General features: G+C 63.1%; 19 protein-coding genes. 8 read left to right on the forward strand and 11 right to left on the reverse strand.

The annotated features are described in order from the left end of the window. Positions 1-3: 3 nt before the first annotated feature. Positions 4-1,005, reverse strand: coding sequence for a GlxA family transcriptional regulator (locus AC0J1C_RS17070; protein ID WP_473044951.1), 1,002 nt, complete (start codon positions 1,003-1,005; stop codon positions 4-6). 109 nt (positions 1,006-1,114) lie between these two features. On the opposite strand from AC0J1C_RS17070, the gene AC0J1C_RS17075 reads away from it, so the two are divergent. Continuing rightward, entirely contained in the window at positions 1,115-2,068 is a 954-nt protein-coding gene (locus AC0J1C_RS17075) for an alpha/beta hydrolase (RefSeq protein ID WP_473044952.1), read from the forward strand. On the opposite strand, the gene AC0J1C_RS17080 is transcribed toward AC0J1C_RS17075, so the two are convergent. The 7 genes from AC0J1C_RS17080 to AC0J1C_RS17110 all read right to left on the reverse strand — a co-directional run bounded on the left by AC0J1C_RS17080 (position 2,026) and on the right by AC0J1C_RS17110 (position 14,125). Next, on the reverse strand, positions 2,026-2,979 hold the full coding sequence (locus AC0J1C_RS17080; RefSeq protein WP_473044953.1) for a transglutaminase family protein: 954 nt from the start codon (positions 2,977-2,979) through the stop codon (positions 2,026-2,028). The two genes, AC0J1C_RS17075 and AC0J1C_RS17080, sit on opposite strands and share 43 nt — an antisense overlap. 10 nt (positions 2,980-2,989) lie before the next feature. Then, positions 2,990-5,491 carry a circularly permuted type 2 ATP-grasp protein gene (locus AC0J1C_RS17085; RefSeq protein ID WP_473044954.1) on the reverse strand — a complete coding sequence of 834 codons (2,502 nt, stop codon included), beginning with the start codon at positions 5,489-5,491 and terminating at the stop codon, positions 2,990-2,992. Between the two features lie 97 nt (positions 5,492-5,588). Continuing rightward, positions 5,589-8,897: a transglutaminase family protein gene (locus AC0J1C_RS17090; RefSeq protein ID WP_473044955.1), complete on the reverse strand. Its 3,309-nt coding sequence runs from the start codon at positions 8,895-8,897 to the stop codon at positions 5,589-5,591. Positions 8,898-8,942: 45 nt separating this feature from the next. After that, positions 8,943-9,881 carry an alpha-E domain-containing protein gene (locus AC0J1C_RS17095; protein WP_473044956.1) on the reverse strand — a complete coding sequence of 313 codons (939 nt, stop codon included), beginning with the start codon at positions 9,879-9,881 and terminating at the stop codon, positions 8,943-8,945. Position 9,882: 1 nt separating this feature from the next. Beyond that, positions 9,883-11,343: a circularly permuted type 2 ATP-grasp protein gene (locus AC0J1C_RS17100; protein WP_473044957.1), complete on the reverse strand. Its 1,461-nt coding sequence runs from the start codon at positions 11,341-11,343 to the stop codon at positions 9,883-9,885. Positions 11,344-11,352: 9 nt separating this feature from the next. Further along, a complete protein-coding gene (locus AC0J1C_RS17105; RefSeq protein WP_473044958.1) occupies positions 11,353-12,414 on the reverse strand; it encodes a zinc-binding metallopeptidase family protein in 1,062 nt (353 codons plus the stop codon). Between the two features lie 109 nt (positions 12,415-12,523). Continuing rightward, positions 12,524-14,125: a flavin-containing monooxygenase gene (locus AC0J1C_RS17110; RefSeq protein WP_473044959.1), complete on the reverse strand. Its 1,602-nt coding sequence runs from the start codon at positions 14,123-14,125 to the stop codon at positions 12,524-12,526. 391 nt (positions 14,126-14,516) lie between these two features. On the opposite strand from AC0J1C_RS17110, the gene AC0J1C_RS17115 reads away from it, so the two are divergent. The 3 genes from AC0J1C_RS17115 (at position 14,517) to pntB (ending at position 18,257) form a co-directional block, all read left to right on the forward strand. After that, positions 14,517-15,152, forward strand: coding sequence for a TetR family transcriptional regulator (locus tag AC0J1C_RS17115; RefSeq protein ID WP_473044961.1), 636 nt, complete (start codon positions 14,517-14,519; stop codon positions 15,150-15,152). A 123-nt stretch (positions 15,153-15,275) separates the two neighbouring features. Next, positions 15,276-16,853, forward strand: a complete 1,578-nt coding sequence (locus tag AC0J1C_RS17120) for a Re/Si-specific NAD(P)(+) transhydrogenase subunit alpha (RefSeq protein ID WP_473044963.1) — start codon at positions 15,276-15,278, stop codon at positions 16,851-16,853. A gap of 12 nt (positions 16,854-16,865) precedes the next feature. After that, positions 16,866-18,257, forward strand: a complete 1,392-nt coding sequence (gene pntB / locus AC0J1C_RS17125; protein WP_473044964.1) for a Re/Si-specific NAD(P)(+) transhydrogenase subunit beta — start codon at positions 16,866-16,868, stop codon at positions 18,255-18,257. Between the two features lie 72 nt (positions 18,258-18,329). Here pntB and bamE read toward each other — a convergent pair whose 3' ends face one another. Both bamE and AC0J1C_RS17135 read right to left on the reverse strand, forming a co-directional pair. Next, a complete protein-coding gene (gene bamE / locus AC0J1C_RS17130; RefSeq protein WP_208603390.1) occupies positions 18,330-18,641 on the reverse strand; it encodes an outer membrane protein assembly factor BamE domain-containing protein in 312 nt (103 codons plus the stop codon). Positions 18,642-18,781: 140 nt separating this feature from the next. Continuing rightward, complete coding sequence (locus AC0J1C_RS17135) at positions 18,782-19,894, reverse strand: NADH:flavin oxidoreductase (protein ID WP_473044966.1); 1,113 nt, start codon at positions 19,892-19,894, stop codon at positions 18,782-18,784. Between the two features lie 89 nt (positions 19,895-19,983). Between AC0J1C_RS17135 and AC0J1C_RS17140 the strand changes: the two genes are divergently transcribed. Both AC0J1C_RS17140 and AC0J1C_RS17145 read left to right on the forward strand, forming a co-directional pair. After that, positions 19,984-20,454, forward strand: a complete 471-nt coding sequence (locus AC0J1C_RS17140; protein ID WP_473044967.1) for a winged helix-turn-helix transcriptional regulator — start codon at positions 19,984-19,986, stop codon at positions 20,452-20,454. Positions 20,455-20,612: 158 nt separating this feature from the next. Then, on the forward strand, positions 20,613-21,329 hold the full coding sequence (locus AC0J1C_RS17145; RefSeq protein WP_473044969.1) for an OmpW/AlkL family protein: 717 nt from the start codon (positions 20,613-20,615) through the stop codon (positions 21,327-21,329). Positions 21,330-21,470: 141 nt separating this feature from the next. Here the strand turns inward: AC0J1C_RS17145 and AC0J1C_RS17150 are convergent, their stop codons facing one another. Continuing rightward, positions 21,471-22,793: a DEAD/DEAH box helicase gene (locus AC0J1C_RS17150; RefSeq protein WP_473044971.1), complete on the reverse strand. Its 1,323-nt coding sequence runs from the start codon at positions 22,791-22,793 to the stop codon at positions 21,471-21,473. A gap of 358 nt (positions 22,794-23,151) precedes the next feature. Between AC0J1C_RS17150 and mltF the strand changes: the two genes are divergently transcribed. After that, positions 23,152-24,525: a membrane-bound lytic murein transglycosylase MltF gene (gene mltF, locus AC0J1C_RS17155; RefSeq protein ID WP_375193619.1), complete on the forward strand. Its 1,374-nt coding sequence runs from the start codon at positions 23,152-23,154 to the stop codon at positions 24,523-24,525. A gap of 52 nt (positions 24,526-24,577) precedes the next feature. Further along, positions 24,578-25,645: a transporter substrate-binding domain-containing protein gene (locus AC0J1C_RS17160; protein WP_473044972.1), complete on the forward strand. Its 1,068-nt coding sequence runs from the start codon at positions 24,578-24,580 to the stop codon at positions 25,643-25,645. Positions 25,646-25,653: the final 8 nt, after the last annotated feature.

The following is a 25,653-nucleotide window of genomic DNA, read 5'->3' on the forward strand; positions in this document are numbered from 1 at the left end:
CCGTTACGCCGCCGGCGTGACGTAACTGAAACGCCGGCGATACTGCTCCATGGTACAGCCTACGGTGCGCTTGAACAGCCGCCGGAAGGAACTGGCGTCCTCATACCCCACGCCCCAGATAATCCGGGCGGTCTGCTCCCGGCTCGATTCCAGCCGGTGCTTGGCCGCCTCGATCCGCAGGTGCTGGAGGTAGCCGATGGGTGTCTCACCGGTGGCCTCCTTGAACCGCCGCTTGAAGGTTCGGGTGCCCAGGCCGGCCACGGCGGCGACATCGTCGATGCTGACCGGTTCTGCGAAGTGCTGCTCAAGCCAGGCCTGGGCCCGGCGAATGGCGTCATCACTGTGGGCCTTCTGGCTGTAGAAGGCCATATAGGGCGTCTGTTCCACACGACGACCATCCAGCACCAGCATCTTGCTGCAGGCCAGTGCCACCGACGGCGAGGCAAACCGCTCGACCAGATAGAGGCAAAGATCGACAAACGCCGTTGCACCGCCCGCGCAGATGATCTGGCCGCTGTCTACCAGCAACTGGTCCTCCTCCAGGCGGATATGCGGGTAACGGGCCCGGAACAGATGCGCCGCCCGCCAGTGCGTGGTGGCCACCCGATCATCGAGCAGGCCCGCCTCGGCGAGCACAAAACTGCCGGTGCACACACTGGCCAGTACCACGCCCCGGTCAAAGGCCTGGTGCAGCCAGCCATGAAGCGGAATCGCCGGTGCCAGCGTGCGGTCCAGGGCAGCGAGGCTGACGGCCGCCTCAACCGAGGAACCCACCACAATCAGGTCCGGCTGGAACTCAGCGCGCGGGACAGTGGGCGTCACTACGGCGCCGCTGTAGCCCCGCACCGGTTGATCATCCACGGTCACCACCTGGGCGTTGAACGGCGCCGAATCCCGGGAACCGGGCACCTGCGCGCAGAAGTTGGCCACGGTGAAGAAATCCATCACACCGTGCACCCCCGAAGCGTGACAGTTGGGCAAGGCAACAACGGCAACGTTCATCATGGTAATGGCCCTTTTCGCACTTTATATGTCAAATATGACACTCGTTGCGATCGGAGACAAGGCTTAACCTGAAGCTGTCACTCACCACACCAGATCAAGGAGGTGTGCCATGACTTCGAAACTGAACGTGCAATCCCCGGTTATCGCTCCCGGCGCACAGGTGAAGGTGCGCCGCAATCGGGTGTTATCCACCACACAGCTGGCCCTGCGCCTTTATGGCCGCCTGTCGCCGGTGAAAGCGGGCCGACTGGTGCACCGGATGGCCTTCCGGCCCTCCCGGCTACCCGCACCGGGCCGCTATGAACACCTGTTCGACACCGCCGACAGCTATACCCAGTTGCAGCACGGTACCCGCACCATCCCGGTGTACACCTGGGGCCAGGGGCCGACTATTCTCGGCGTGCACGGCTGGTCCGGCGCGGGCATACAGTTCGGCGCCTGGGTGGCACCACTGGTAGCGGCGGGTTATCGCGTGGTGCTCTACGATGCGCCGGCCCATGGCCGCGCCCAGGGCGAGAATACCGATCTGTTCGAGATGGCGGATGTCCTGCGCAGCGTGGCCGCCAGCGTTGGTGGCGTGCACGGCGTGATGGCCCATTCCATGGGTGCACTGGCGGCTGCCAGGGCCATTCAGGACGGGCTGGATGCGGAGTATCTGGCGCTGCTGGCGCCACCGTCCGGACTGCGCGGGGTCATGCGCAGCCTGGGACGGCAGCTGGCCCTGAGCCCGGAGGTGCTGGCTGTTCATCTGCAACTGATGGAGGAGCGGTTCGGGGCGAGCGTTTGGCAACAGTTCGACCTGCAGGCCCTTGCCCGATCCATGACCCAGAGAGGTCTGATTGTCATCGACCATGACGACGCGTCGATCGCAACGGAGGACAGCGAGCGGGTGGCGGCGCAATGGCAGAACGCGGAACTGCTTCGCACCAGCGGCCTGGGCCATAACCGCATTCTGTGGAGCCCGCTGGTAATCGACCGGGTGCTGACCGATCTGGGCGCGCCCTCAGAGCGCCAGCGCGGTCAGGACGAAAGCTCCTCCAGGAAGGTATCGCCCTCGGTGTAGAGCGATCCGAACTCTGCCTCCGGTACCACGGTGACGGCGATCTCCGGCTCGTGTTCGCCGCCGCCCAGAAGCACCCCTCGCAAGGGGGTAACGTCGGAGAAATCCCGGCCCCAGCCAAGGGTGATGTGCTCCAGATCCGGCCGCACCGCGTTGGTGGGGTCCAGCTCCAGCCAACCAAATCCCGGCACGAACAGGGCCACCCAGGCGTGGGTGGCATCGGCCCCCACCAGCCGTTCCTTGCCCGCCGGTGGATGGGTGAGGATATAACCGCTGATGTAGCGGGCCGCCAGCCCCACCGACCGCAGGCAGGCGATCATGATCTGGGAGAAGTCCTGGCACACGCCCCGCCGGGCCTTGAACGCCTGCTCCACCGGCGTTGAAATCTCGGTGGCGGTGGGATCGAAGCTGAAATCCCGGTGGATCATCCGCATCAGGTCGTCGGCGGCCTCCACCAGGGGACGGCCCGGCCGAAAGGCGGCACTGGCGTAATTGGCGTACTGAGAATCAATGGGCACATTGGGCGAAACAAAACGGAACGCCGCGGCCTCCAGGAACTCGGGGGTGAAGGGTCGGTCGGCCCGATAGCGAAGGGCATCACGCACCGCCTCCCAGGTCACTTTGAGCGCCTCGCCCGACGGTTTCGGGCGATCTCGCAGCTCCACCCAGAACTCACTGATGATCTCCAGGTACTCGTGTTCTTCGGTGAAATGAATGGCGGTGATCCGGTTGCCGAAGCTGTCGAGGAAGGAGCGCCGCACCGAGGGGTCGGGATCGATGGCCAGATGGTGTTCCAGATTGCGCTGCCAGGGCATTGGTCGGGGCGTCAGCCGCAGCAGGTGATGAGATTCGCCGACCACCTGGTCGTACCGGTACAGGGTCTCGTGGCGCACATGGTAGCGAACGAACGTCATGGCTGCGGCCTCAATCCGGTGTCACGGACCGGTTCGAATACCGGGTATGGATGAAATACTGGCGCTGAATTTCATCGGATACACGATAGACCTCGTCACGCACCGCGTAAAGCGTTTCGGCGAGCGCCTCGCAGGCCTTGTCTGGCCGCTTGCGCTCGAATTCGTGAAGGTCCACCGCCCGCAAACTCTGTAGGCAGTCGCCGAGGTCCGGCGGGAACAGCTGGCCGGTCTTCCGGCCCATTTCCGGCAGGTCTTTCTGGAGCTGGCGCACCTGGAACATGACCGAATGAGGGTTGCTGGCATCCATCACCAGGGTATGCAGAACCCCGAGCAGTTCAGGCGTGCGGCGGTATCGGGTGCGGTAGGTCACCTCCGAGTTGGCCACCTCCAGCAGCCACTCCAGCATGGCGTTGCGGCCGAAGCGGTCACTGAACAGCGGCACGCAGATCAGCGTACACAGGTTGGCCAAGCGTTCGAGCCGACGTCCGATCACCAGGAACCCCCAGCTGGTGTCGCGGGTGATGTCGTCCATGGCAAAGCCGGCCAGGGAAATACAATCCAGCAGCACCAGGTTCAGGGCCCGTACCGCCTGGTCCGGCGTTCTTGGCGCCGGGGTCAGCGGCCGGCCAACCCGGTTGAGGGTGTGCCAGTTGTCGGCCGACAGCCGGTCCCGCACCTGGCTGGCGTTGAACAGCAGGCCCTGCAGTATGGAGGCGATGGATCCGGGCAACTTGAGATCACTGACGGCCCGCAGCAGGGACTTGGGCAGCGGCTCCAGCTCGGCGTCCTCGTCTGGTTCCAGCAGGGTGCCAAACTGGATGGCCGCCTGCTGCAGTCCCAGCAGCGCTTCCTCGCCGGCCTGGTCGTGGCCGGACAGCCGGTTGAACGCCGCCCTGAGCAGGCGGGCGGTGCCCTCGGCCCGCTCCGAATGCCGGCCCATCCAGAACAGGTTCTCGCCCACCCGTGAGGGGGTATCCCGTTCGCCATCAAGCAGGTCTGATACCTGCAACCGCTTCTTGAGCAGCGAGGTGGAACTGGCGGTACCCCGGGCCTGCACCCAGGTGTCCTTCGACAACCCGCCCCGCTGCATGGAAATAACCTCCACCCCTTCATCGGCGGCAACCCGGGTCAGGCCGCCGGGCATTACCTGCCAGCCGCCAGGGGTGGCGGCGGCGAACAGCCGCAGGCCGATGGATCGGGTGGCCAGCGGCCGATCCGGCTGGCCGCGCCACACCGGCGCCTGGGAAAGGTGCACCAGTTCCTGGCCCACGAACGCATGGGGATGGGCGTGCATTTTCCGGATCAGGGCATCACGGTCGGCGCCTTTGAGCTTGTAACCGAACACCGGCTCCATGCGCATGCTGCCGAAGGCGGGTTTGACCACCAGCTCATCCAGATGCTCGATCACGTAATCCAGGGCCGGCTTCTCGCCACACCACCAGGAAGCCACCGACGGCATGGCCAGGGGCTCACCCAGCAGTTTCTTGGAAATCTCCGGCAGAAAGCCAAACAGCGCGGCGCTTTCCAGCACGCCGGAGCCCAGGGCATTGGCCATCAGCACCTTGCCCGCCCGGACGGCCCCGAGCAGGCCGGGAATGCCCAGCACCGAGTCGGCCCGCAGTTCCAGCGGGTCACAGAAGCCGTCGTCGAGCCGGCGGTAGATGGCGTGCACCCGCCGCAGTCCCTGGAGGGTTTTCAGGTAGACGGTGTCGTCGCGCACGGTCAGGTCCTGGCCCTCCACCAGCGGCAGGCCGAGATAGCGGGCCAGGAACACATGTTCGAAGTAGGTTTCGTTGAACCGGCCCGGCGTCAGCAACACGCACAGGGGCCGTTCGTCGCCCGCCGGCGACATAGTGGCCAGGCCATTCTGGAAGGCCTGGAAAAAGGAGGCGAGGTTGGTAGCCGGCAGGTTGTGGAAGGGCGCCGGAAACGCCCGGGAGATCACCAACCGGTTCTGCAGCGCGTAGCCCGCCCCTGAAGGCGCCTGGGTGCGGTCGGCCATCACCCACCAGCTGCCATCCGGTGCCCGGCCAAGATCGAGTGCATACAGATGCAGGAACCGGCCGCCAGCGGGGCGAATGCCCTGGCACGGCCACTGGAAGCCCGACTGGCCGTAGACCAGGGCGGGGGGCAGCAGGCCCTCTTTCAGCAGCGACTGGTTTCCGTACAGATCAGCAAGAACCCGATCCAGCAACTCGGCACGCTGGGCCACCGCCCGGGACAGGCCGTGCCATTCATCCGCACCGAGCACCAGGGGCAGCAGGTCCACTTCCCAGGGCCGGGTGACACCACGGGGATCCTCGTAGACGTTGTAGGTAACGCCGTCTTCGGCAATGGCCGTGGACACCGTCTGGGCCCTCTGGTTGAGGCCCTCGAGCGACTCGCCGTTCAGTTGCTGCAACAGCGGACGCCAGTGGCTGCCGGGGCCGGCCCGGGAGCCCAGTTCATCAAACCGGTCGGGCACCGGGTGATACTGGTGGATGATGTCCGTTACTGCGCGCTGCTTGGCCACCTTGAGGTCGGGCTCCGTTGGTTCAGTGAGCTAGAAGCATAGCCGCTTTGCCACCCGTGGAGCCAGCACCTCAGTATCCGCACAATCCTCCCCAGATTCACTCCCCGTTGTGATAGCGCAGGTCCAGGGTAAACGGAAACTCCCGGTGCTCGGGGACCGGCCGCCGGGGCTGCCGGCCGTCACTGTGGCCGATCCGGAAGAAGCGGGCCATGCGACGGCCTTCCGCCTCGAAGGAGTTCACCGGCAGGGTCTCGAAGTTCCGGCCGCCCGGATGGGTAACGTGGTACTGACATCCCCCCAGGCTGCGCTCGTTCCAGGTATCCACCAGATCAAAGACGAGAGGACCATCCACGCCGATGGTGGGGTGCATGCACTGGGGCGGCTGCCAGGCCCGGTAACGCACGCCGGCCACGAATTCGCCCACCTTGCCCGTGGGCTGCAGCGGCAGCGGTACCTGGTTGCAGGTCACCTGGTAGCGGTCTGGCGCGGCGCCCCGAACCTTCACCTGCAGGCGCTCCAGTGACGAATCCACGTAGCGCGCAGTACCGCCAATGGCGCCGTGCTCGCCAGTCACGTGCCAGGGCTCCAGGGCGGTGCGCAGCTCCAGGGCAATGCCCTGTACCGCATAGTCCCCGATCCTTGGGAACCGGAATTCAAAGTGCGGCGCAAACCACTCGCGCTCCAGCGGGTAGCCCCGGCCCTGCATGTCGGCAATCACATCCTCGAAATCCTGCCAGACGTAATGGGGCAGCAGGAACCGGTCGTGCAGCTCGGTGCCCCAGCGCACCAGCCGCGAGGGCCGGTAAGGCTCTTCCCAGAAGCGGGCCACCAGAGCCCGCAGCAACAGTTGCTGGGTCAGGCTCATGCGGGCATGGGGGGGCATCTCGAAAGCCCGCAATTCCAGCAGCCCGTGGCGCCCGCCCGGGCCATCGGGCGAATACAGCTTGTCGATACAGAACTCGGCCCGGTGGGTGTTGCCGGTCACATCCGTGAGCAGATCCCGCAGCAGGCGATCCACCATCCAGGGCGCCACTTTCTTGCCGATGGGACAGACCCGGTCCATTTCCTGGAACGCCAGTTCCAGCTCGAACACATGGTCGTTGCGGGCCTCGTCAATGCGGGGCGCCTGGGAACTGGGCCCGATGAACAGCCCGGAGAACAGATAGGACAGGCTCGGGTGGTTGTGCCAGTAACTGACCAGACTGCGCAACAGGTCCGGCCGACGCAGGAAGGGTGAATCCTCGGCGGATCGCGAACCCAGCACAAAGTGGTTGCCACCGCCGGTGCCCGTGTGGCGGCCATCGAGCATGAATTTCTCGCTGGTCAGGCGGCATTCGTAGGCGTCGGCATAGAGCGACTCGGTCTGCTCCACCAGCTCATCCCAGGTATCCACCGGCTGTACGTTGACCTCGATCACCCCCGGGTCCGGTGTTACCCGGAAATGGTTCAGGCGCCGATCGGAGGGTGGCTCGTAGCCTTCCAGCAGCACCGGCTGTGCCAGTTCGGCGGCGGTTTTCTCGATGGCGCCGACCAGCGCCAGGTAAGGCTCCAGCTCCGCCAGCGGCGGCATGAAAATTCGCAGGATGCCATCCCTGGGCTCCACGCACAGGGCGGTACGAACAACCTCGGTGGCCGATTCGCCCTGGTCTGGCTCACTGACAGCCATCTCGACATCGCCGGAGCGCCCTCGCAGGTTCCATTGCAGGATGTCTTCATTGCGCGGCAGGGCCTCACGGGGCGCAAACGGATCCGGCTCGTGGATCCATGGATAGTCGGCCTCCGCCACCCAGGGCTGGCTGTCCAGGGGCAGGCGGTAGCCCATGGGTGAGCCGCCGGGAATCAGGTAACAGCGCTCGCTGCGCAGGAACCAGGGGCCGGTCTGCCAGTTGTCGTTATCCTCGCCGCGCTTGAGCGGCAGTACATAACCCACCGGCTGATCCAGCCCGCGACTGAAAATCTGCTGCAGCTGCTTTCGCTCCAGGGGGTTGTCCAGCTTCGAATCAAAGGGGTCCACATTCACCGGCAGACGCCGCTCCCGCCAGAGGTAATAGAAGGCGTCCTCGAAGGCCGGAAACACCTGCCCGGCGTCCACCCCCAGTTGCCGGGTCAGCGCTTCGACAAACTGCCGGGCCGATTCCGCCGTGGCCTCGCCGGCCTTGCGTTCATCCGCCAGCCAGCGCTCGTCCTGCCAGATGGCCTCGCCATCCCGGCGCCAGAAGCAGTTCAACGACCAGCGCGGCAGGGGCTCGCCCGGGTACCACTTGCCCTGCCCGAAGTGCACCAGCCCGCCAGCGCCGTAACGGTTGCGCATGCGGTGGTACAGGTCGATGGCCTTCAGGCGTTTGGTGGGGCCCATGGCTTCGGTGTTCCACTCGGGCTCGTCGCGGTCGTGATTGGCCACAAAGGTGGGCTCGCCGCCCTGGGTCAGGCGCACGTCCAGTTCCCGCAAACGGCTATCCACCTGATGGCCAAGTGCCACCACCTGCTGCCACTGCTCCTCGGTATAGGGCTTGGTTACCCGGGGCGCTTCCCAGATGCGCTCCACGCTCATCTGGTGCTCGAATTCCACCTCGCAGTCCTCCACCATGCCGGTGATGGGCGCGGCGGAGGATGGCTCGGGACTGCAGGCCAGGGGAATGTGCCCTTCCCCGGCGAACAGGCCGGAGGTGGGATCCAGGCCCACCCAGCCGGCGCCGGGCAGGAACACTTCGGCCCAGGCGTGCAGGTCGGTAAAGTCGGCTTCGGCGCCCGAGGGCCCGTCCAGGGCTTTCTGGTCGGCCTTGAGCTGGATCAGGTAGCCGGAGACAAATCGTGCGGCCAGGCCAAGATAGCGAAGCGTCTGAACCAGCAGCCAGGCGGAATCCCGGCACGAACCCGAGCCTTTCTCCAGGGTTTCTTCCGGTGTCTGCACGCCCGGCTCCATGCGGATCAGGTAATCCACCCGCTGGGACAGGCGCTGGTTCAGGCCCACCAGGAAATCCACGCTGGGGGTTTCCGAGCGGTCGATCGATGCCATCCACTTCCGGAATTCCGGCGTTTCCGGCAGCTTGTGGAGGTAGGGCGCCAGCTCCACCGTCTGCCAGTCCTCGTAACTGAACGGAATGGTTTCAGCCCGGGGCTCCAGGAAAAAATCGAACGGGTTGATCACCGCCATTTCGGCCACCAGATCCACCACGATCTTCAGCTCCGGGGTTTTCTCCGGGAACACCAGCCGAGCCAGGTAGTTGGCCTGGGGGTCCTGCTGCCAGTTGATGAAATGCCCCTCGGGTTCGACCCTCAGGGAATAACTCAGCACCCGGGTGCGGGCGTGGGGACACGGCCGCAGACGAACCACCTGGGGCCCGAGGGTGACGGGCCGCTCGTAGCGGTAATGGGTGGTATGACTCAGGGCTACGTGAATCGACATGGTGGCTCTCTCGCAATCGCGTCAGTACGTTAAATCAGACAGGTCTCAGGCCGCCTCGTACACGGGAAACCAGGTCTCCACGATGTCTTCGTGAAGCTCGCCAATCTCCAGCTGCAGGTTCTCCAGGAACAGGATGCCGCCCTCCTTTCGAATCAGCGCGTCGACATCCGCCTCCCGCGTGTGACGAACCGCCTGCAGCGCCGTGCGCAGGGGAATCTCGTTCCTCGGCAGCCGGCCCAGGGCACTGGCTACTTCACCCAGGCTGTGCAAGACCGACCGGGGAAAGGGCTCGTTCTGCAGCAGGAACCGGACCACCAGCGGGCCGCTGACCTTGCGCCGGACATTGTGGCGGTACATCTGGAAAGCACTCTGGTAGCGCAACACACTGGTCCACATGATCCCGCCGTAGGTGTCGGTGCCGTCCCAGCCATCCAGGAACTGCAACGCGCCCACTTCGATCTGGCGCGTGGCCATGTCGGCCCGCTCCAGATTGCGACCCACCCGGATAAAGTCGTAACCGATGTCATGGCTCATACACCCGGCCAGCAATCCGTTGAGCATCTGGCACCGACCGACGATTTCCGTCAGGAAGTCGTAGCGGGCCCGCTTGCCAACGCCCTGGTCCAGGTGGTCCTGGATATAGCGGTACAGCTCGTTGATGACCTCCCAGGCGTCGGTGGGCACCTGGTCGCGGGTGGTGCGCACATTCTCCCGCGCGGCCTTGATGCAGGAGGCAATGGAGCTCGGGTTGTAGCTGTCCGCCACCAGAAACTTCACGCAGTTGCGCTCGTCGGCCCTTTGATAGTGCTCGTCGAACACCGCCCCCATGCCGGTCACGGCCACCAGCCCCTTCCAGGACAGCTGGGTTTCCCGGGGCATGTCCAGGGCCATGGAATTGAAGGCCATGATCATCCGGGCATTGTTCTCGGCCCGTTCCAGGTATCGGGCCATCCAGTACAGTCGCTCTGCTACACGTGACAGCACATCAGTTCTCCTCGTCCACAATCCAGGTATCCTTGCTTCCACCGCCCTGGGAGGAATTCACCACCAGGGAGCCCTTGCGCATGGCAACGCGGGTCAGGCCGCCCGCGGTCACGTAGGTCCGCACCCCCTGCAGCACGAACGGGCGCAGGTCCAGATGCCGGGGCGCCAGGCCCTCCTCGGTGAGGGTCGGCGCCACCGACAGACTCAGGGTGGGCTGGGCAATGTAGTTGCGCGGGTTCTTGTTGATCAATTTGGCAAACTCGGCGCGCTGCTTCTTGGTGGAGTGGGGCCCCACCAGCATGCCGTAGCCGCCGGACTCGTTGGCCGGCTTCACCACCAGCTCGTCCAGGTGCTCCAGCACGTATTCCCGGTCCTGCTTGTTCACGCACATGTAGGTGGGCACGTTGGGAATGATCGGCTCCTCGTCGAGGTAATAACGGATCATATCCGGCACGAAGGCGTAGATGACCTTGTCGTCGGCCACCCCGGCGCCAGGCGCGTTGGCCAGGCCCACCTTGCCGTTGCGCCAGGCCCGCATGAGCCCGGGTACGCCCAGGGTGGAGTCGGCCCGGAACACCTCCGGGTCCAGGAAATCGTCGTCGATACGGCGGTAAATCACGTCTACCCGCTCCAGGCCCTCGACCGTGCGCATGTAGACGCAGTCGTCCTCGCCCACCACCAGGTCGGCGCCTTCCACCAGCTCCGCACCCATGCGCTGGGCGAGGAAGGAGTGCTCGAAATAGGCGGAGTTGAAAATGCCCGGTGTCAGCACCGCAATCTTCGGGTGGTCCTGGGGCCGCGGCGAAATAGAGGCCAGCATGTCGAACAGCTGGTTGGTGTAGTCGTCCACCGGCAGGATGGCGGTGTTCTCGAACAGCTCTGGGAACACCCGTTTGGTCAGCTGGCGGTTCTCCAGCATGTAGGACACACCGGAGGGCACCCGCAGGTTGTCCTCCAGCACATAGACCTTGCCGTCCTTGTCGCGTACCAGATCCGAGCCGCAGATGTGGGCCCAGACCCCAAGCGGCGGGGTAAAGCCCCGGCACTGTTCGCGGAAGTTCTTGGAGTTGGCGAACACGTACTTGGGAATGACCTTGTCCTTCACGATCTGCTGGTCGTTGTAGATATCGTTGATGAACATGTTCAGGGCGGTCAGGCGCTGGGCCAGGCCCTGTTCAATGGTTTCCCACTCGCGCAGGGAAATGACCCTGGGGATGATGTCGAACGGCCACGCCCGGTCGATGTTTTCGCCCTCGCTGTAGATGGTAAAGCTGATACCCATCTCCAGGATGGCCAGCTCGGCGGCCTGCTGGCGGGCCTGGATCTCCTCCGAATCCAGGTTGCCCAGGTACTCGGTGATCTCGGTGGCGGCGGGCCGGGGTTTGCCCTTGGCGGCAATCAGTTCGTCATAAAAGTCGTTCGGGTCGTAATTCTTCCAGTCAATGAGTCTGTTTTTTTTCATGGTGTGTCCTTAACAGGCGTGTACGATCTGATGCACCAGCCGGAGCTTCTCCACCACCGGCTCTGCCAGTACGAAGGGGTAGGCGTGCTCGTGCCCCATGCTCCGGTTCAGGCTGTTGAGGGCGAGGGTCAGTGGCCGCCAGTGGCGGACCAGGGCGTCGAAATCGTCGGTCTGGTAGGGGTCGAACGACGGGTCCGAGGCCGTGTCGGGGTGCTCGCCACCATGGGCGTTCACCCGCAACCCGAACTGCCAGGCGGTTTCCAGGGTATCCAGCATATGCAGGTAGTGTGCCCAGGTTTCGGCCCAGTCCTCCCAGGCATGGCTGGTGGCGTAGGCGCTGATGTACCGGTTTTGCCAGTCCACCGGCGGGCCGTACTGGTAATACCGGTCGAGGCCCTGCTTGTAGTCGGCGGTGTCGTCGCCAAAGCGCTCACGCACCGGTGCCAGCCAGGCGCTGCCTGCCACCAGGCGGTCCCAGAAATAGTGGCCGGATTCATGGCGGAAATGCCCCAGAACAGTGCGGTACGGCTCCGCCATCTCGCTACGCATGCGCTCCCGTTCCACCGGGTCCGCCTCGGCAATGTTGAGGGTGATCACGCCATGGGCGTGGCCGGTCAGCACCTTATTGCGCTCATCGAACCGCGCCGGCTGATCGGACAGGAAATCGAACGCCAGCCCCCCCTGCTGCTCTTCCAGCGGTCCGAAGGGCAGCCGCATGCGAAGCAGCGAATACACCAGGCGCCGCTTCTCTTTTTCCAGGCGCAGCCAGAGTCCGTGGTTCTTCGGGATACCCAGGTCGGGAATAGTGCGGTTAAGCCGGCAGGCAACGCAGAAGGCGTGGGTGTCGTCGAGGGGAATCAGCCAGTTACAGACGCTGTGGTCCCGGTAGTTCGCGCACAGCCGGTAGCGCTGACCACTGGTAATCGCCACTCGGGTATCGTCGCCTGCTGGCTCAAGGGCCAGCAGCTCCATGGCGTCGGGGGCGAATCCCAGATCCGCTCCGCAGTGGGTACAGCAACTGTTTTCAAAATACAGCAGGTTGGCACAACGGCCACAGTGAAACAGCTTCATCGGAGGGGCAATCCTTGACCGAAAGCGGCACGACCGAACTTTAAGTATTGGCCAAAAGGGCCAAAACGCAACTCGGTCTGCCGCTTTGCAGCCTGAACCGCCCCCGGGCTTATCCCTGGACCGCCAGCGCAGGCTCCCGGTCCAACGCAGGCGCTGCGGCCACCTCCGCGCCTCCGGCAACCCGGTACTGGGCAGCGTCAAACCGACGGGTCTGCTGTCGGAACTGCCAGGTAAACCCGGGCCAGAGCGTGGTGTTCTTGCCATTCTCGTTCACGTACCAGCTCTTGCAGCCGGTCTGCCAGACGGAATCGCCCAGTTTGGCGTGAATCGAGGCGTTGTACCGGCTCTGGGCGTCCTGCTTCACCTCCACGGTGCTCCAGCCTTCCCCGTCCATGCGCTTGAGGGCGTCCAGCACGTACTGGATCTGGCTTTCGATCATGTACACCATCGAGCTGTGGCCCAGGCCGGTGTTCGGCCCCATCAGCATGAAGAAATTCGGGAAGCCGTGGATGGCGGTGCCCTTGTAGGCCTCGGCGCCATCTTTCCAGGCATCCAGCAGGTCCTGCCCGTTGCGCCCGAATATCATGCCGGCGGGAACCGGATCCTGGGCCTTGAAGCCGGTGCCATAGATGATGCAGTCCACCTGGCGCTCGTTGCCCTGGCCGTCGACGATCACATTGCCCCGGACTTCCCGGATGCCGTTAGTGACCACATCCACATGATCCCGGGCCAGAGCGGGGTAGTAGTTGTTGGAAATCAGCACCCGCTTGCAGCCGAAGTGGAAATCGGGGGTGACTTTTTTGCGCAGCTCCTTGTCCTTGATCTGGCTTCGGATGTGGCGACGGGCCTGCAGCTCACCGATTTTCAGGATCCGCGGGTTGCCCACGAACCCCAGCACCCGGGCCTCCAGGGTCCAGTAGATGCTCTGGCGGAGGGCGTTCAGTGATTGCGGCACCATCCGGAACAGGCGCTTCTCCAGCGGCCGGATCGCCCGGTCCGGCTTGGGCATGATCCAGGGCGGGGTGCGCTGGTACAGATCCAGCCGCGCCGCCTCCCTGGCCACTTCGGGCACAAACTGGATGGCCGAGGCGCCGGTGCCGATCACCGCTACCCGCTTGCCTCTCAGATCGTAGTCGTGGTCCCAATCCTGGGAGTGAAAGCGCTTGCCTGTAAAGCTTTCGATGCCCTTGATCTCGGGATAGGCGGGCGTGCTCAGACCGCCCATGCCGGAAACCACCACGCTGGCCCTGAGGGTATCGAACGCCGGCAGGTCGCCGTCCTCGCGATCCAGCCGGTCCCCCGGCTTCAGGCCCTTGGCCTGCATGAAGCGCCACAGCGCCGGGCTGTCACAGGTTTCTACGGTCCAGGTACCGGAGGCCTCATCGTAACGGGCTCCCGTCACGTGCGTGTTCAGACGAATGTGCTTCATTAACCCGTATTTCTCGGCACAGTGCTTGAGGTAGGCCTTGATCTCGGGCTGCTGGGCAAACATGCGGCTCCAGTTCGGGTTCTGCTCAAAGGAGAAAGAGTACAGCGCCGATTGCACGTCACAGGCGCACCCGGGGTAGTGGTTCTGGTGCCAGGTGCCGCCGATGTCGTCGCTCTGCTCCAGAATCACGAAATCGTGATAGCCCGCCTCCTTGAGTTTGATGGCCATGCCGAGGCCAGAGAAGCCGGTGCCGATGATGGCGATCCGTGTGGTCTGTGTCATTTTTGCACTCCTGTGTTGGCCCGTGTGGCCTTGTCTGTTGTTGTGCGGTTGGTCATGATGACCGGTAGACACATGTATACACAGGAAAGTAGACAGTCGTATACTATTGACCCGACGATTGGCCTCGGTTGACTGATACCTGGCCCGCTCGGCGGGCTCTGCTTGGGGGGCTGGCCCTCCCCACAAACGATCGTCACACTCACCAAGGCCCGCCTTTAAACACTCGTTTTGAACCGGGCAAACCTACGCCATTGCACGGGGGGCCGCGTTGGCGGGCGTTCCGAAAATGCTCGTAGCCATGGATGGCGGAGAGCAAGCGTACAGGGACGTACTTGCAGCGGTTTTCGGAACGCCCGTCAACGCGGCCCCTCCACCGGAAGCAGAGGACAACGTGAACGCAATAACCGGCGGAAAACTCAAACTGATACAAGCGGCGCTGCGGCTGATTACCGAAACCCGTAGCCTGACGTCTCTGGGATTGCGGGAGCTTGCCCGTGAGGCGGGATTAAATCCGAATACGTTTTACCGGCATTTCAAAGGCCTGGACGAATTCGGCCTGCAGGTTCTGAGCTACGTCGCCGCGGAGATGAAAGCCGGCGTTCGGGAGCTGCGCCAGATGGCGGACACTTCCGAGCAGGCATCCCGGGACACCGTGGCGTTTGTCTACCGGTACTTCCTGGCCAACCCGGCGGCCACCACCGTGGCGGTGCGCGAACTGCATGGCCCGTCGCCGGTGCTGCGCCGGGCACTGGAGGCGCAGCTTGAGGCGAGCGCCCGGGAAATGGCGGAAGACATTATCGAGCGCAACCTGGTGAGTGCGGTGCCGCCGGAAACCATCCACGAGATTTCCCGCATGACCATTCGCTATATACTGTTCCGGGCCCTGGATTACATCGAGAAGCCTCATCAGAGGGCGGCTATACAGATTGAAACCGAACATTTTATCAACCGGCAATTCCGGGGCGCCCTGCTTGATGACCTGTCGGAGTCCGACATTCTTGGCCTCAGGTCCCGGAGCCACGAATAAGCGGCATTCGCCTTGATCGAAATCATTTTCGTTTAGGAAAACGCTTGCAAATCTGGTACCGTACGCACCTTAGTAAAAACCGAGACATCCTTTAAGTCGATCGTTCGGGAGGACGAACTTAACATGAAAATCGGTATCCCCAGGGAAATCTTCGAGGGCGAGCGTCGGGTAGCCGCTACCCCACCCTCGGTCCATAAACTGATTGGCCTTGGTTACGACGTTGTCGTAGAGGGCGGGGCCGGCGAGCCCGCGAACTATTCCGATGCCGCCTACGAGAAAGTCGGTGCGTCCATCGCGGCCGACACCGCCTCGTTGTGGCAGGAAGCGGATTTCATCCTGAAAGTCCGCGCGCCCATGGAAAACCCGGCGCTGGGCAAGCACGAAGCCGACCTGATGAAGGAAGGCGCGTTTCTGGTCAGCTACATCTGGCCGGCCCAGAACCCGGAGCTGCTGGAAAAACTGGCCGCCCGGAACATCACGTCGTTCGCCATCGACAGCCTGCCGCGGATCAGCCGGGCGCAGAAGATGGACGCCCTCAGCGCCATGGCCAACATTGCCGGCTATCGGGCGGTGATTGAAGCGGCCAACCACTTTGGCCGGTTCTTTACCGGCCAGGTGACGGCTGCAGGCAAGGTACCGCCGGCAAAGATCATGGTGATCGGCGCCGGCGTTGCCGGTCTGGCTGCCATCGGCGCTGCCAACAGCATGGGCGCCGTGGTGCGCGCGTTCGATACCCGCCTGGAAGTACGGGAGCAGGTGGAGAGCATGGGCGCCCAGTTCCTGGTGCTGGACTTCGAGGGTGAAGACGGCAGCGGCAGCGGCGGTTACGCCAAGCAAATGAGCGACGAGTTCATCAAGGCCGAGATGGAGCTGTTTGCCGAGCAGGCGAAAGAGGTGGACATCATCATCACCACCGCCCTGATTCCCGGCAAACCGGCGCCGAAGCTGATCACAGCCGACATGGTCAAATCCATGAAGCCGGGCAGCGTGATTGTCGACCTGGCGTCCGAGCGCGGCGGTAACTGCGAACTGACCGAGCCGGGCAAGGTGGCGCACCAGCACGGCGTCACCCTGATTGGCTACACGGATCTGCCCAGCCGCATGGCCAAGGTCGCCAGTGACCTGTACGCCACCAATCTGGTGCACCTGCTCACCGAGCTGACACCGGAGAAAGACGGCAAGCCGGTGGTCGACATGGAAGACGATGTCATCCGTGGCCTCACCGTGGTTCATGAGAAAGACGTTACCTGGCCGCCTCCCCAGCCGGAAGCCCCGGTCAGTCCGAAGCCGGCTCCGGGTACAGAGGAGCCGTCGGCGGAAGCCAAGGCCGCCGCCAAGAAAAAGGCGGACCAGCGCAGTGTGATCGGCAAGAGCGCCTTGCTGGTGGTCACTGCCCTGGCTCTGTATGGCGTGGGTGCCTACGCGCCGGAAAGCTTTCTGCAGCACTTCACCGTGTTCGTGCTGTCCTGCTTTATCGGCTGGCAGGTGATCTGGAACGTGACACCGTCCCTGCACACACCCCTGATGAGCGTGACCAATGCGATCAGCGGGATCATCGTGATCGGCGCCATCCTTCACCTGGCCCAGGCCAGCGGTATTGCCGTGGGCGTCATGGCGTTTCTCGCGGTGCTGATCGCCAGCATCAACATCGGGGGTGGCTTCCGGGTTACCCATCGCATGCTCAAAATGTTCCGCAAGTAGGAGACGCCCGACATGAGTACAGGATTGGTGAGCGTGGCCTACGTGGTCGCGAGTATTCTCTTTATTCTCAGCCTGGGCGGCCTCAGCCACCAGGAATCCGCTCGACGCGGTAATATCTACGGGGTTGCCGGCATCATCATTGCTGTTGGCGCAACCCTGGCCAGCGTGGATGGCGGCATTATTGCCATTCTGATTGCGGTCCTGCTCGGTGCCGGCATTGGCACCATGATCGCCAACAAGGTGGAAATGACCCAGATGCCGCAGCTGGTGGCCCTGCTGCACAGCTTCGTGGGCCTGGCCGCGGTGTTTGTCGGCTTTGCCGGCTACCTGGAGCCGCTCATTGCCACCTCCGGTGCCGAGCACACCATCAAACTGGTGGAAGTGTTCGTGGGCATCTTTATCGGTGCCATCACCTTCACCGGCTCACTGGTGGCCTGCGGCAAGTTGGACGGCCGTATCGACAGCAAGGCCCTGACCCTGCCGGGACGCCACCTCATGAACCTGGCGGCGCTGGTGGTGTGCGTGGCGCTCGGTGCCTGGTTCCTGAGCACTGACAGCACAGCGGTGGGTGTCATCGCCCTGATTATCATGACCGCCATCGCGGCTGTGCTCGGCATTCACCTGATCATGGCCATCGGCGGTGCCGACATGCCGGTGGTGGTGTCCATGCTCAACAGCTACTCCGGCTGGGCGGCAGCGGCCATCGGCTTCATGCTTGGCAACGACCTGCTGATCGTCACCGGCGCCCTGGTGGGCTCAAGCGGTGCCATCCTCAGCTACATCATGTGCAAGGCCATGAACCGGTCGTTCATCAGCGTGATCCTGGGCGGTTTCGGCCAGACCAGCAGCAGCTCGGCTGCCGCTGACGGCGACCAGACCGTGCACGAATCCAGCGCCGATGACGTGTGCGAGGAACTGCGCAATGCCTCATCCGTGATTATCGTGCCGGGCTATGGCATGGCAGTGGCACAGGCCCAGAACGGCGTCAGTGAGATGACCAAGATTCTCCGGGACAAGGGCGTGAACGTGCGCTTCGGCATCCACCCGGTCGCGGGCCGTCTGCCCGGTCACATGAACGTGCTGCTGGCGGAAGCCCATGTGCCCTATGACATCGTTCTGGAAATGGACGAGATCAACGATGACTTCCCGGACACCGACGTGGTGCTGGTGATCGGTGCCAACGACACCGTCAACCCGGCCGCCGCCGAAGACCCGGGCAGTCCGATTGCCGGCATGCCGGTACTGGAAGTGTGGAAAGCCCACCAGGTGGTGGTGCTCAAGCGGGGCATGGCGACCGGCTACTCCGGGGTCGAGAACCCGCTGTTCTTCAAGGACAACACACGCATGTTGTTCGGGGACGCGAAGGAGAGCATCGACAAGCTGGTTGGAGGCCTGCGGGGCTGATCTGATTGATCAGATGCCTGCCAACGGAAGCCATGCTCTGCCTCCAGAGCATGGCTTCTTTGTTTCCGGCCGTTACTCCGTGGTGTTGTAGACGTAGGACGACACGGTGCCATCCTGGTTGAAGCGCACAACCAGATCGGTGGTTTCGGCATCACCAAAGGCTGACCACTTATACTTGCCGTAGGTCCAGGTGCGCTTGCCGTCCTCAATGCCGGTACGCCAGGGCTCACCGAACATCTCCTGGATATCGGCCCGGGTGGTTTCCCCGATCCGGATCTGGTCCACATTGTGGGTCGCAAAATCCTGTCCCACCGTGGCACAGCCCACCATGGCCGCCATGACCATGGCAACTGCCAACGTTCTGAACAAACCCTTGATTGTCATATCGATCCCTCTCATTGGGTGAATTTCGTCCATCTTAACGTGTCCTTTGGCAAACGCGATTACAAACACGACAGGATCTGCAGGCACAAAAAAGCCGCAGTCCCGAGGGAAACTGCGGCAGGCCTTGATCGAAGGGTCGATCAGTAAAGCTTGGCGAGGGACTTTTTGGCAAAGGAGCCCACTTCGTCCAGGCGCCCTTCCCTGACCTTGATAAGCCACTCGGGGTCTTGCAGCAGGGCACGGCCCACGGCGATCAGCTCGAACTCGTGGTTGTTCATGCGCTCTACCAGTTCATCAATGCCGGCCTTTTCAACGGCGTCCTTCTTGCTCGCGAAGGTTCCGCTGATAAAGTCTTCGGTCAGCCCGACGCTGCCTACCGACATGGTTGGCTTGCCGGAGAGCTTCTGGGTCCAGCCGGCCAGGTTCAGGTCCGAACCTTCAAATTCCGGCTCCCAGAAACGGCGGGTGGAGGCATGGAAGATATCGACCCCGGCTTCCACCAGGGGCTTGAGGAAACGCTCCAGCTCTTCCGGACTGTGCACCAGTTTTGCCTCGTAATCCTGCTGCTTCCACTGGGAGAACCGCAGCATGATCGGGAAGTCCGGGCCCACGCGATGGCGCACTGCCTCAACGATCTCAACAACAAAGCGCAGGCGATTCTCCAGGGAACCACCGTATTCGTCGTCCCGCTGGTTGGTACCTTCCCACAGGAACTGGTCCAGCAGATAGCCGTGGGCACCGTGAATCTCGACACCGTCAAACCCCAGCGCCTTGGCGTCCTGGGCGGCATCAGCAAACGCCGTCACCACGTCTTCGATGTCGTCCTTGCTCATGGCTTTGCCGTTCGGTTTACCCGGAGCAAACAGGCCAGAGGGACTGTAGCCGGGAACGGACGGATCCGGTGGCGTACCTTCCTTACGCACCGCGCCCACGTGCCAGAGTTGGGGGAAAATGGTGCCTCCCGCATCGTGTACCGCGTCCACTACTTTCTTCCAGCCTTCAAGGGCTTCAGCGCCGTGGAAAGCCGGTACGTTCGGGTAGCCGTTGGCTGCCAGATGGTTCACCGTGGTGCCCTCGGTGATGATCAGGCCAACGCCGGCCTCCGCGCGGCGCCGGTAGTAGGCCACCACATCCTCCCCGGGCACACCGTTTGGTGAGAAATTCCGGGTCATCGGGGCCATGGCCACGCGGTTCCGCAGCTTGAGGTTGTGGAGTTCAAAGGGTTCGAAAAGCGGGCCAAGATTGATGCTCATGGTGATGTGCAACCTCACTAATTTGGTTTCGTTAAGCAACCCTATTAAATCTGGTTTTAAAATGCAACCCTATTCGGTACACTGCCGCCATGGCCAGAAAACGTTTTGACGATTCCAACTGCTCCGTAGCCCGCGCCCTCAATGAAGTGGGGGACTGGTGGTCTCTGCTGATTGTGCTGCAGGCCATGTACGGAACCCGCCGCTTTGTCGATTTCCAGCAGGAGCTCGGTATTGCCAAGAACATCCTGTGCGATCGCCTGGGCCGTCTGGTGGACAACGACGTGCTGCGCAAGGTGGATGTGGGCGAACACGGCTCTCGCTTTGAATACCGCCTGACGGACAAAGGCCGGGATCTGTTCCCGGTGGTCATCGCCCTGCGCCAGTGGGGTGACAAATGGAACCCCGCGCCCGATCAGCCACCACTGGACTTGCGCGATCGCGCGACCGGCCGGCCCATTCATCCCGTTGAAGTCCGGAATGCCGATGGCCAGCCCCTGTCCATCCGCGACGTGTTCGTGCCGGAGGAAAGCCTGCCTGCCAACAAGAAGAACTCGGCCTGACCATCCGTATTGTCCCCGGATCGGCCGTTTTTTTTGAGTTGTATCAATCCCGTGCCCGAAGCCTGCCCTGCAGCCGGGCGGTCTTGAGCCATATCAAGTTTTCCTTTCGCGCGGCCCTTAATCTGTGTCCATCAACGATTCAGGTTAAGGAGATACACATGTCCCGCACATTCAGACTTGGCGCTCTTGCCGCTGCAATCATGGTCGCAGCACCCGCCGTTCAGGCCTATGAGGCAGGAGATATTATCGGGCGCGCCGGTATTGCGGTGGTCGATCCGGATTCCTCCAGCGGCAATCTCAATTCCAATGCCCTGGGCGAGATTGATGGCGCACGGGTCAGTGTGGACTCCGACGTGCAGCTCGGGCTGACCCTCAGCTACATGCTGACAGACCAGCTGGCAGTGGGTGTCCTGGGCGCAACCCCGTTCAAGCACGACATCAAGGGTGATGGCGCGGTGCTGGGTGGCGCCGGAAAGCTGGCAGAGACCAGACACCTGCCCCCCACCATCACGCTGCAATACTTCCCGATGCCCAGTGCCAGCAAGCTGCAGCCCTATGCGGGTATTGGTGTGAACTACACCAACTTCTTCGAGGAAAAGACCTCCCAGACCCTGACGGATACCTATGCCTCGCTCGCATCCGGTGTGGACCGAACCGACATCGAGCTGGATGACAGCTTCGGTCTGGCCGCCGAACTCGGGTTGGATTACATGATTACGGACAACGTGGGCGTCAACGCCGCCGTCTGGTGGGTCGACATCGACACCGAAGCCACCATCAACGCCTACGCCGGTAACACCCGGGCCGACACCAGCACCATCGACGTGGATATCGACCCCTGGGTTTACATGGTGGGTGTGTCCTACCGCTTCTGATCCCCGTGCCCGCGGCAGTCTTTCATGGTCTGTGGACTGCCAGAGGTGCGTTCTCCTGTGCGGGGCCCTCCGGCCCCGTTTTTTTATCCCCATAAAAAAAGCGGAGCCGAAGCTCCGCTTTTCAGTCATTCAGGCTGGCCGTCACGCGCTGGTGCGCTGGGTTGACCGGCCGCGCTGACCACCGCCGTTCTGGCTTCGGCCACCGCTGCGTCCACCGGGCCGGGCACCGAAGCTCTTCGGCTTCCCACCGGGTCGACCATTACCGCCGCCGTTACCACCGCGATTGCGGGCACGGCTGGGGTCCGCCTTGGCCTTGGGTTTCAGGGGCAGGTTGTTGGTGGGCTCGAAGCCCTCCACCTGGGTGCGCGGCAGCTGCTTCTTGATCAGCCGCTCGATGCCCGCCAGCAGCTTACCCTCATCGGCACTGACCAGTGACAAGGCATGGCCGCTCTCGCCCGCCCGGCCGGTACGGCCAATGCGGTGCACGTAGTCTTCCGGCACATTGGGCAGCTCGAAGTTCACCACCTGCGGCAGTTGCTTGATGTCCAGGCCACGGGCCGCGATATCGGTGGCCACCAGCACCCGGATCTCGCCGGCCTTGAAGTCCGCCAGCGCCCGGGTACGGGCACCCTGGGATTTGTTGCCGTGAATGGCCGCTGCGGTGATGCCGTCCTTCTCCAGCTTCTGGGTCAGGCGGTTGGCGCCGTGTTTGGTGCGGGTGAACACCAGCACCTGGTCCCAGCTGTTGTCACGCACCAGCTTGCTCAGCAGCGCGGTCTTCTGGTTCTGGTCCACCGGGTACACCGACTGCTTGACCTTCTCGGCGGTGGTGTTACGAGCGGCAACCTCCACCTGCACCGGGTTGTCCAGCAGGCCTTCGGCCAGGGTACGGATCTCGTTGGAGAAAGTCGCCGAGAACAGCAGGTTCTGCCGCTTGGCGGGCAGCAGCCCCAGGATCTTGCGGATGTCGCGGATAAAGCCCATGTCGAGCATGCGGTCGGCTTCATCCAGCACCAGGATTTCCACCTCGTTGAAGCGCACGGCGTTCTGCTGATACAGGTCCAGCAGGCGCCCTGGCGTGGCCACCAGTACGTCCAGACCCTTGCGCAGTTTCATCATCTGGGGATTGATTTTCACGCCCCCGAAAACCACCGCGGAGCGGGTGGGAATGTACTTGCTGTAGAGCGTGACGCTGTCGTGCACCTGGGCCGCCAGTTCGCGGGTCGGAGTCAGGATCAGCGCGCGCGGGCCCTTGCCGGTGCGCGGGTTTTCACCCAGGCGCTGCAACAGGGGCAGGGTAAAGCCGGCCGTCTTGCCGGTGCCGGTCTGGGCAGCCGCCATCACGTCCTTTCCCGACAATACCGCCGGAATGGCCTGGGCCTGGATGGGAGACGGGGTTTCGTAACCCTGGTCTGCGGTGGCACGAACCAGCTGCTCGGACAAACCGAGTGAAGAAAAACTCATATAAATCAAACCTTGATTGTGCTGCCTCCACGAACACCGTGTTCGGTGAATGCGGGCAGATGCCATGAACAGTCATGGAATAAGAGACGACTACAGTCACGCGCCGGTAACGGGGTGACGTCCTCTGACAGGTCGTATGGAAAGGTCGCACAGGCCACTGGCCCTTGATTGCGGAATCCCTAGAGGCAGGATGCGGGCACGTTAACAGAGGCTTCGCGAATAAGCCATAGGTGATTGTGCCTCTGCAACGAGAGCCGACGGGCCCGATCAGACTAATCCAAACCCACCAGCGGTCAGTATCGACTAGGGAGGTACGTAGAAATACGTAGAATTCACGCAACCGGAAGACCCGTTTGTTATGTCCCATTCCAGATTTCTCGCTGCCCTCGCCATCAGCCTCGCGCCCCTGATCCTTGCGGGCTGCAGCGACAATAACAGCCAGCAGCCGGCGCAGACCGCGCTTCAGCCACCCTCGGAAACCGGCGTTCTGAAAGTGGCCACCCGCAATGGCTCCACCACCTACTATCTTGATCGCCATGAAAACCCGATTGGTCCGGAACACGCCCTGATCAGCGCCTACGCCGAGGCCCGGGGCTGGGAAGTGGAATGGACCATGCTGGATTCCACCAGCAACGTGCTCGATGCGCTGGCCTCCGGCAATACGCACCTGGCAGCCGCCGGACTGACGCACCTGCCCTCCCGGGATAAGCGCTTTGCCCGGGGGCCGGCCCACACCGAGATCACCGAACAGCTGGTATGTCACCGGGACGCCCGGCCCATGCCGCGAAAACCGGAAGATCTGCCGGGAACGGACATTGTGGTAACGGCCGGCTCAAGCTATGTGGAAACCCTGAACGCACTGAATGAACAGTATCCGGGCATTGGCTTCCGCGAAGATGCCGACCGCACCACCGAGGTGATCCTTTCAGCGGTGGCGGAGCAGGATGTCGGGTGTACCGTGGCCGATTCCAACATCGTGCAGGTGATGCGGCGCCACTTCCCCCACCTTGAGGTGGCCATGACCCTCACAGAAGGCCGAAACCTGGGCTGGTATCTGCCCGCGGGATCCACAGACCTGGCCGACGACGCCAGGGAATGGATGAACAGCCGGGACGGCGACGAGGCCCTGGCCGACATGGAAAACCGCTACTACGCCTACATCGGAGACTTCGATTTCGTCGATCTTCGGGCCCTGAACCGTCGGATCGAGGAACGCCTGCCCGAATTCATTGACGAGTTCCGGGAAGCCGAGGCCAAAACCGGCATGCCTGCGGATCTTCTGGCCGCCCTGTCCTACCAGGAGTCTCACTGGGACCCGGACGCGAAATCGCCCACCGGCGTTCGCGGCATCATGATGCTGACCCAGCGCACGGCCGAATCCCTGGGCGTCGACAACCGCCTGGATCCGGAAGCGGCGATTGATGGCGGGGCCCGTTACCTGGCGGACCGGCACCGCCGCCTGCCTGAGACCATTCCGGAACCGGACCGGACTTTTCTGGCCCTGGCCAGCTACAACATTGGCCGGGGGCATCTGCTCGATGCCCGGGAACTGGCCCGCAGCCTCGACAGGAACCCCGATTCCTGGAAAGACATGAGCGAGGTTTTACCCCTGAAGGCGGACAAGCGATACTATCCCAGCACCCGTTACGGCTATGCCCGTGGCTACGAGCCCGTGCACTACGTGCAGCGCATCCGTAACTACCGGGACGTGATACGTTCCGCCTTCGAATAATGTACCGATCAACCACAAGGAGCGCGGCCCCAGGGCGGGGCCGCACGCAGCCATGCATCAACGGATTCTTTTTGTCATCACCCTGCTGGCCCTGACCGCCAGCCATCCCCTGCACGCCCAGGATGCCCCCCTGAAAGTGGGCATCACCGAAGTACCGCCCTTTGTCATGCAGACCGAGGACGGTCGCTGGGAGGGCATCAGCATCGACCTCTGGAAACAGGTGGCGGCCGGGATGGGCCGCGAGTACGAATGGGTTCCCCTGGGCTTCCGGGAACTGCTCGACGCCACCGAAGCCGGCGAGATTGATGTCGCCGTTGGCGCGCTGACCATGACTGCTGACCGGGAAAGTCGGTTCGACTTCAGTCACCCGTTTTACCAGACCGGCCTGTCCATTGCCGTACCGCCAGTGCCCGAGCAGGGGCTTCTGGCCAGTCTGAGGGCCCTGATCAGCTGGCAGTTCGTGAGCGTGATCCTGGCGTTGGGCGTCCTGCTTCTGGCGGTCGGCTTCGTACTCTGGCTGGCCGAACGTCGGCGCAACCCGGAACAGTTTGGCGGTTCCGCCGCCCAGGGCATTGGTGCCAGCTTCTGGTGGGCGGCGGTCACCATGACCACCGTGGGCTATGGCGACAAGGCACCGACCACCTTCACCGGGCGAGTGATTGCGCTGGTGTGGATGTTTGCCGGACTGATCATGGTGGCCAGCTTTACTGCAGCCATTACCTCATCCCTGACGGTCAGCAACCTGCGCAGCGGAATCGAGGGCGTGAGCGACCTGCCGGGCAAAGTGGTGGCCACCATCGGCCAGACCGCCAGCCAGCGTTATCTGGAAGAGCAGCGCATTCGCTATCAGACCTATCCGAACCTGACTGCGGCGATGACCTCGGTGGCGGACGGCGAAAGCGATGCCATTGTCTACGACCGCCCGTTGCTGCAGTACCGGAACCGGCAGTTGGGGCCCAGGCGCCTGAGCCTGCTGCCCGGCGTGTTTGCCGAGCAGCTGTATGCCCTGGCGCTACCGGAAGGCAGCCCGCTGCGGGCACCGGTGTCCCAGCAGATACTCCGGGTGACCGAGTCTGACGACTGGTCGGCTATCAAGGCGGCTTATCTCGGCAGGGACTGAGGAAAGCC

It is taken from the genome of Marinobacter sp. E2, assembly GCF_055755345.1.

Bases quoted from the DNA above. Each gene is read 5' to 3' on its own strand.
- AC0J1C_RS17070 (WP_473044951.1), bottom strand. From the start codon at position 1,005: ATGATGAACGTTGCCGTTGTTGCCTTGCCCAACTGTCACGCTTCGGGG.
- AC0J1C_RS17075 (WP_473044952.1), top strand. From the start codon at position 1,115: ATGACTTCGAAACTGAACGTGCAATCCCCGGTTATCGCTCCCGGCGCA.
- AC0J1C_RS17080 (WP_473044953.1), bottom strand. From the start codon at position 2,979: ATGACGTTCGTTCGCTACCATGTGCGCCACGAGACCCTGTACCGGTAC.
- AC0J1C_RS17090 (WP_473044955.1), bottom strand. From the start codon at position 8,897: ATGTCGATTCACGTAGCCCTGAGTCATACCACCCATTACCGCTACGAG.
- AC0J1C_RS17100 (WP_473044957.1), bottom strand. From the start codon at position 11,343: ATGAAAAAAAACAGACTCATTGACTGGAAGAATTACGACCCGAACGAC.
- AC0J1C_RS17105 (WP_473044958.1), bottom strand. From the start codon at position 12,414: ATGAAGCTGTTTCACTGTGGCCGTTGTGCCAACCTGCTGTATTTTGAA.
- AC0J1C_RS17110 (WP_473044959.1), bottom strand. From the start codon at position 14,125: ATGACACAGACCACACGGATCGCCATCATCGGCACCGGCTTCTCTGGC.
- AC0J1C_RS17120 (WP_473044963.1), top strand. From the start codon at position 15,276: ATGAAAATCGGTATCCCCAGGGAAATCTTCGAGGGCGAGCGTCGGGTA.
- pntB (WP_473044964.1), top strand. From the start codon at position 16,866: ATGAGTACAGGATTGGTGAGCGTGGCCTACGTGGTCGCGAGTATTCTC.
- bamE (WP_208603390.1), bottom strand. From the start codon at position 18,641: ATGACAATCAAGGGTTTGTTCAGAACGTTGGCAGTTGCCATGGTCATG.
- AC0J1C_RS17135 (WP_473044966.1), bottom strand. From the start codon at position 19,894: ATGAGCATCAATCTTGGCCCGCTTTTCGAACCCTTTGAACTCCACAAC.
- AC0J1C_RS17140 (WP_473044967.1), top strand. From the start codon at position 19,984: ATGGCCAGAAAACGTTTTGACGATTCCAACTGCTCCGTAGCCCGCGCC.
- AC0J1C_RS17145 (WP_473044969.1), top strand. From the start codon at position 20,613: ATGTCCCGCACATTCAGACTTGGCGCTCTTGCCGCTGCAATCATGGTC.
- AC0J1C_RS17150 (WP_473044971.1), bottom strand. From the start codon at position 22,793: ATGAGTTTTTCTTCACTCGGTTTGTCCGAGCAGCTGGTTCGTGCCACC.
- mltF (WP_375193619.1), top strand. From the start codon at position 23,152: ATGTCCCATTCCAGATTTCTCGCTGCCCTCGCCATCAGCCTCGCGCCC.
- AC0J1C_RS17160 (WP_473044972.1), top strand. From the start codon at position 24,578: ATGCATCAACGGATTCTTTTTGTCATCACCCTGCTGGCCCTGACCGCC.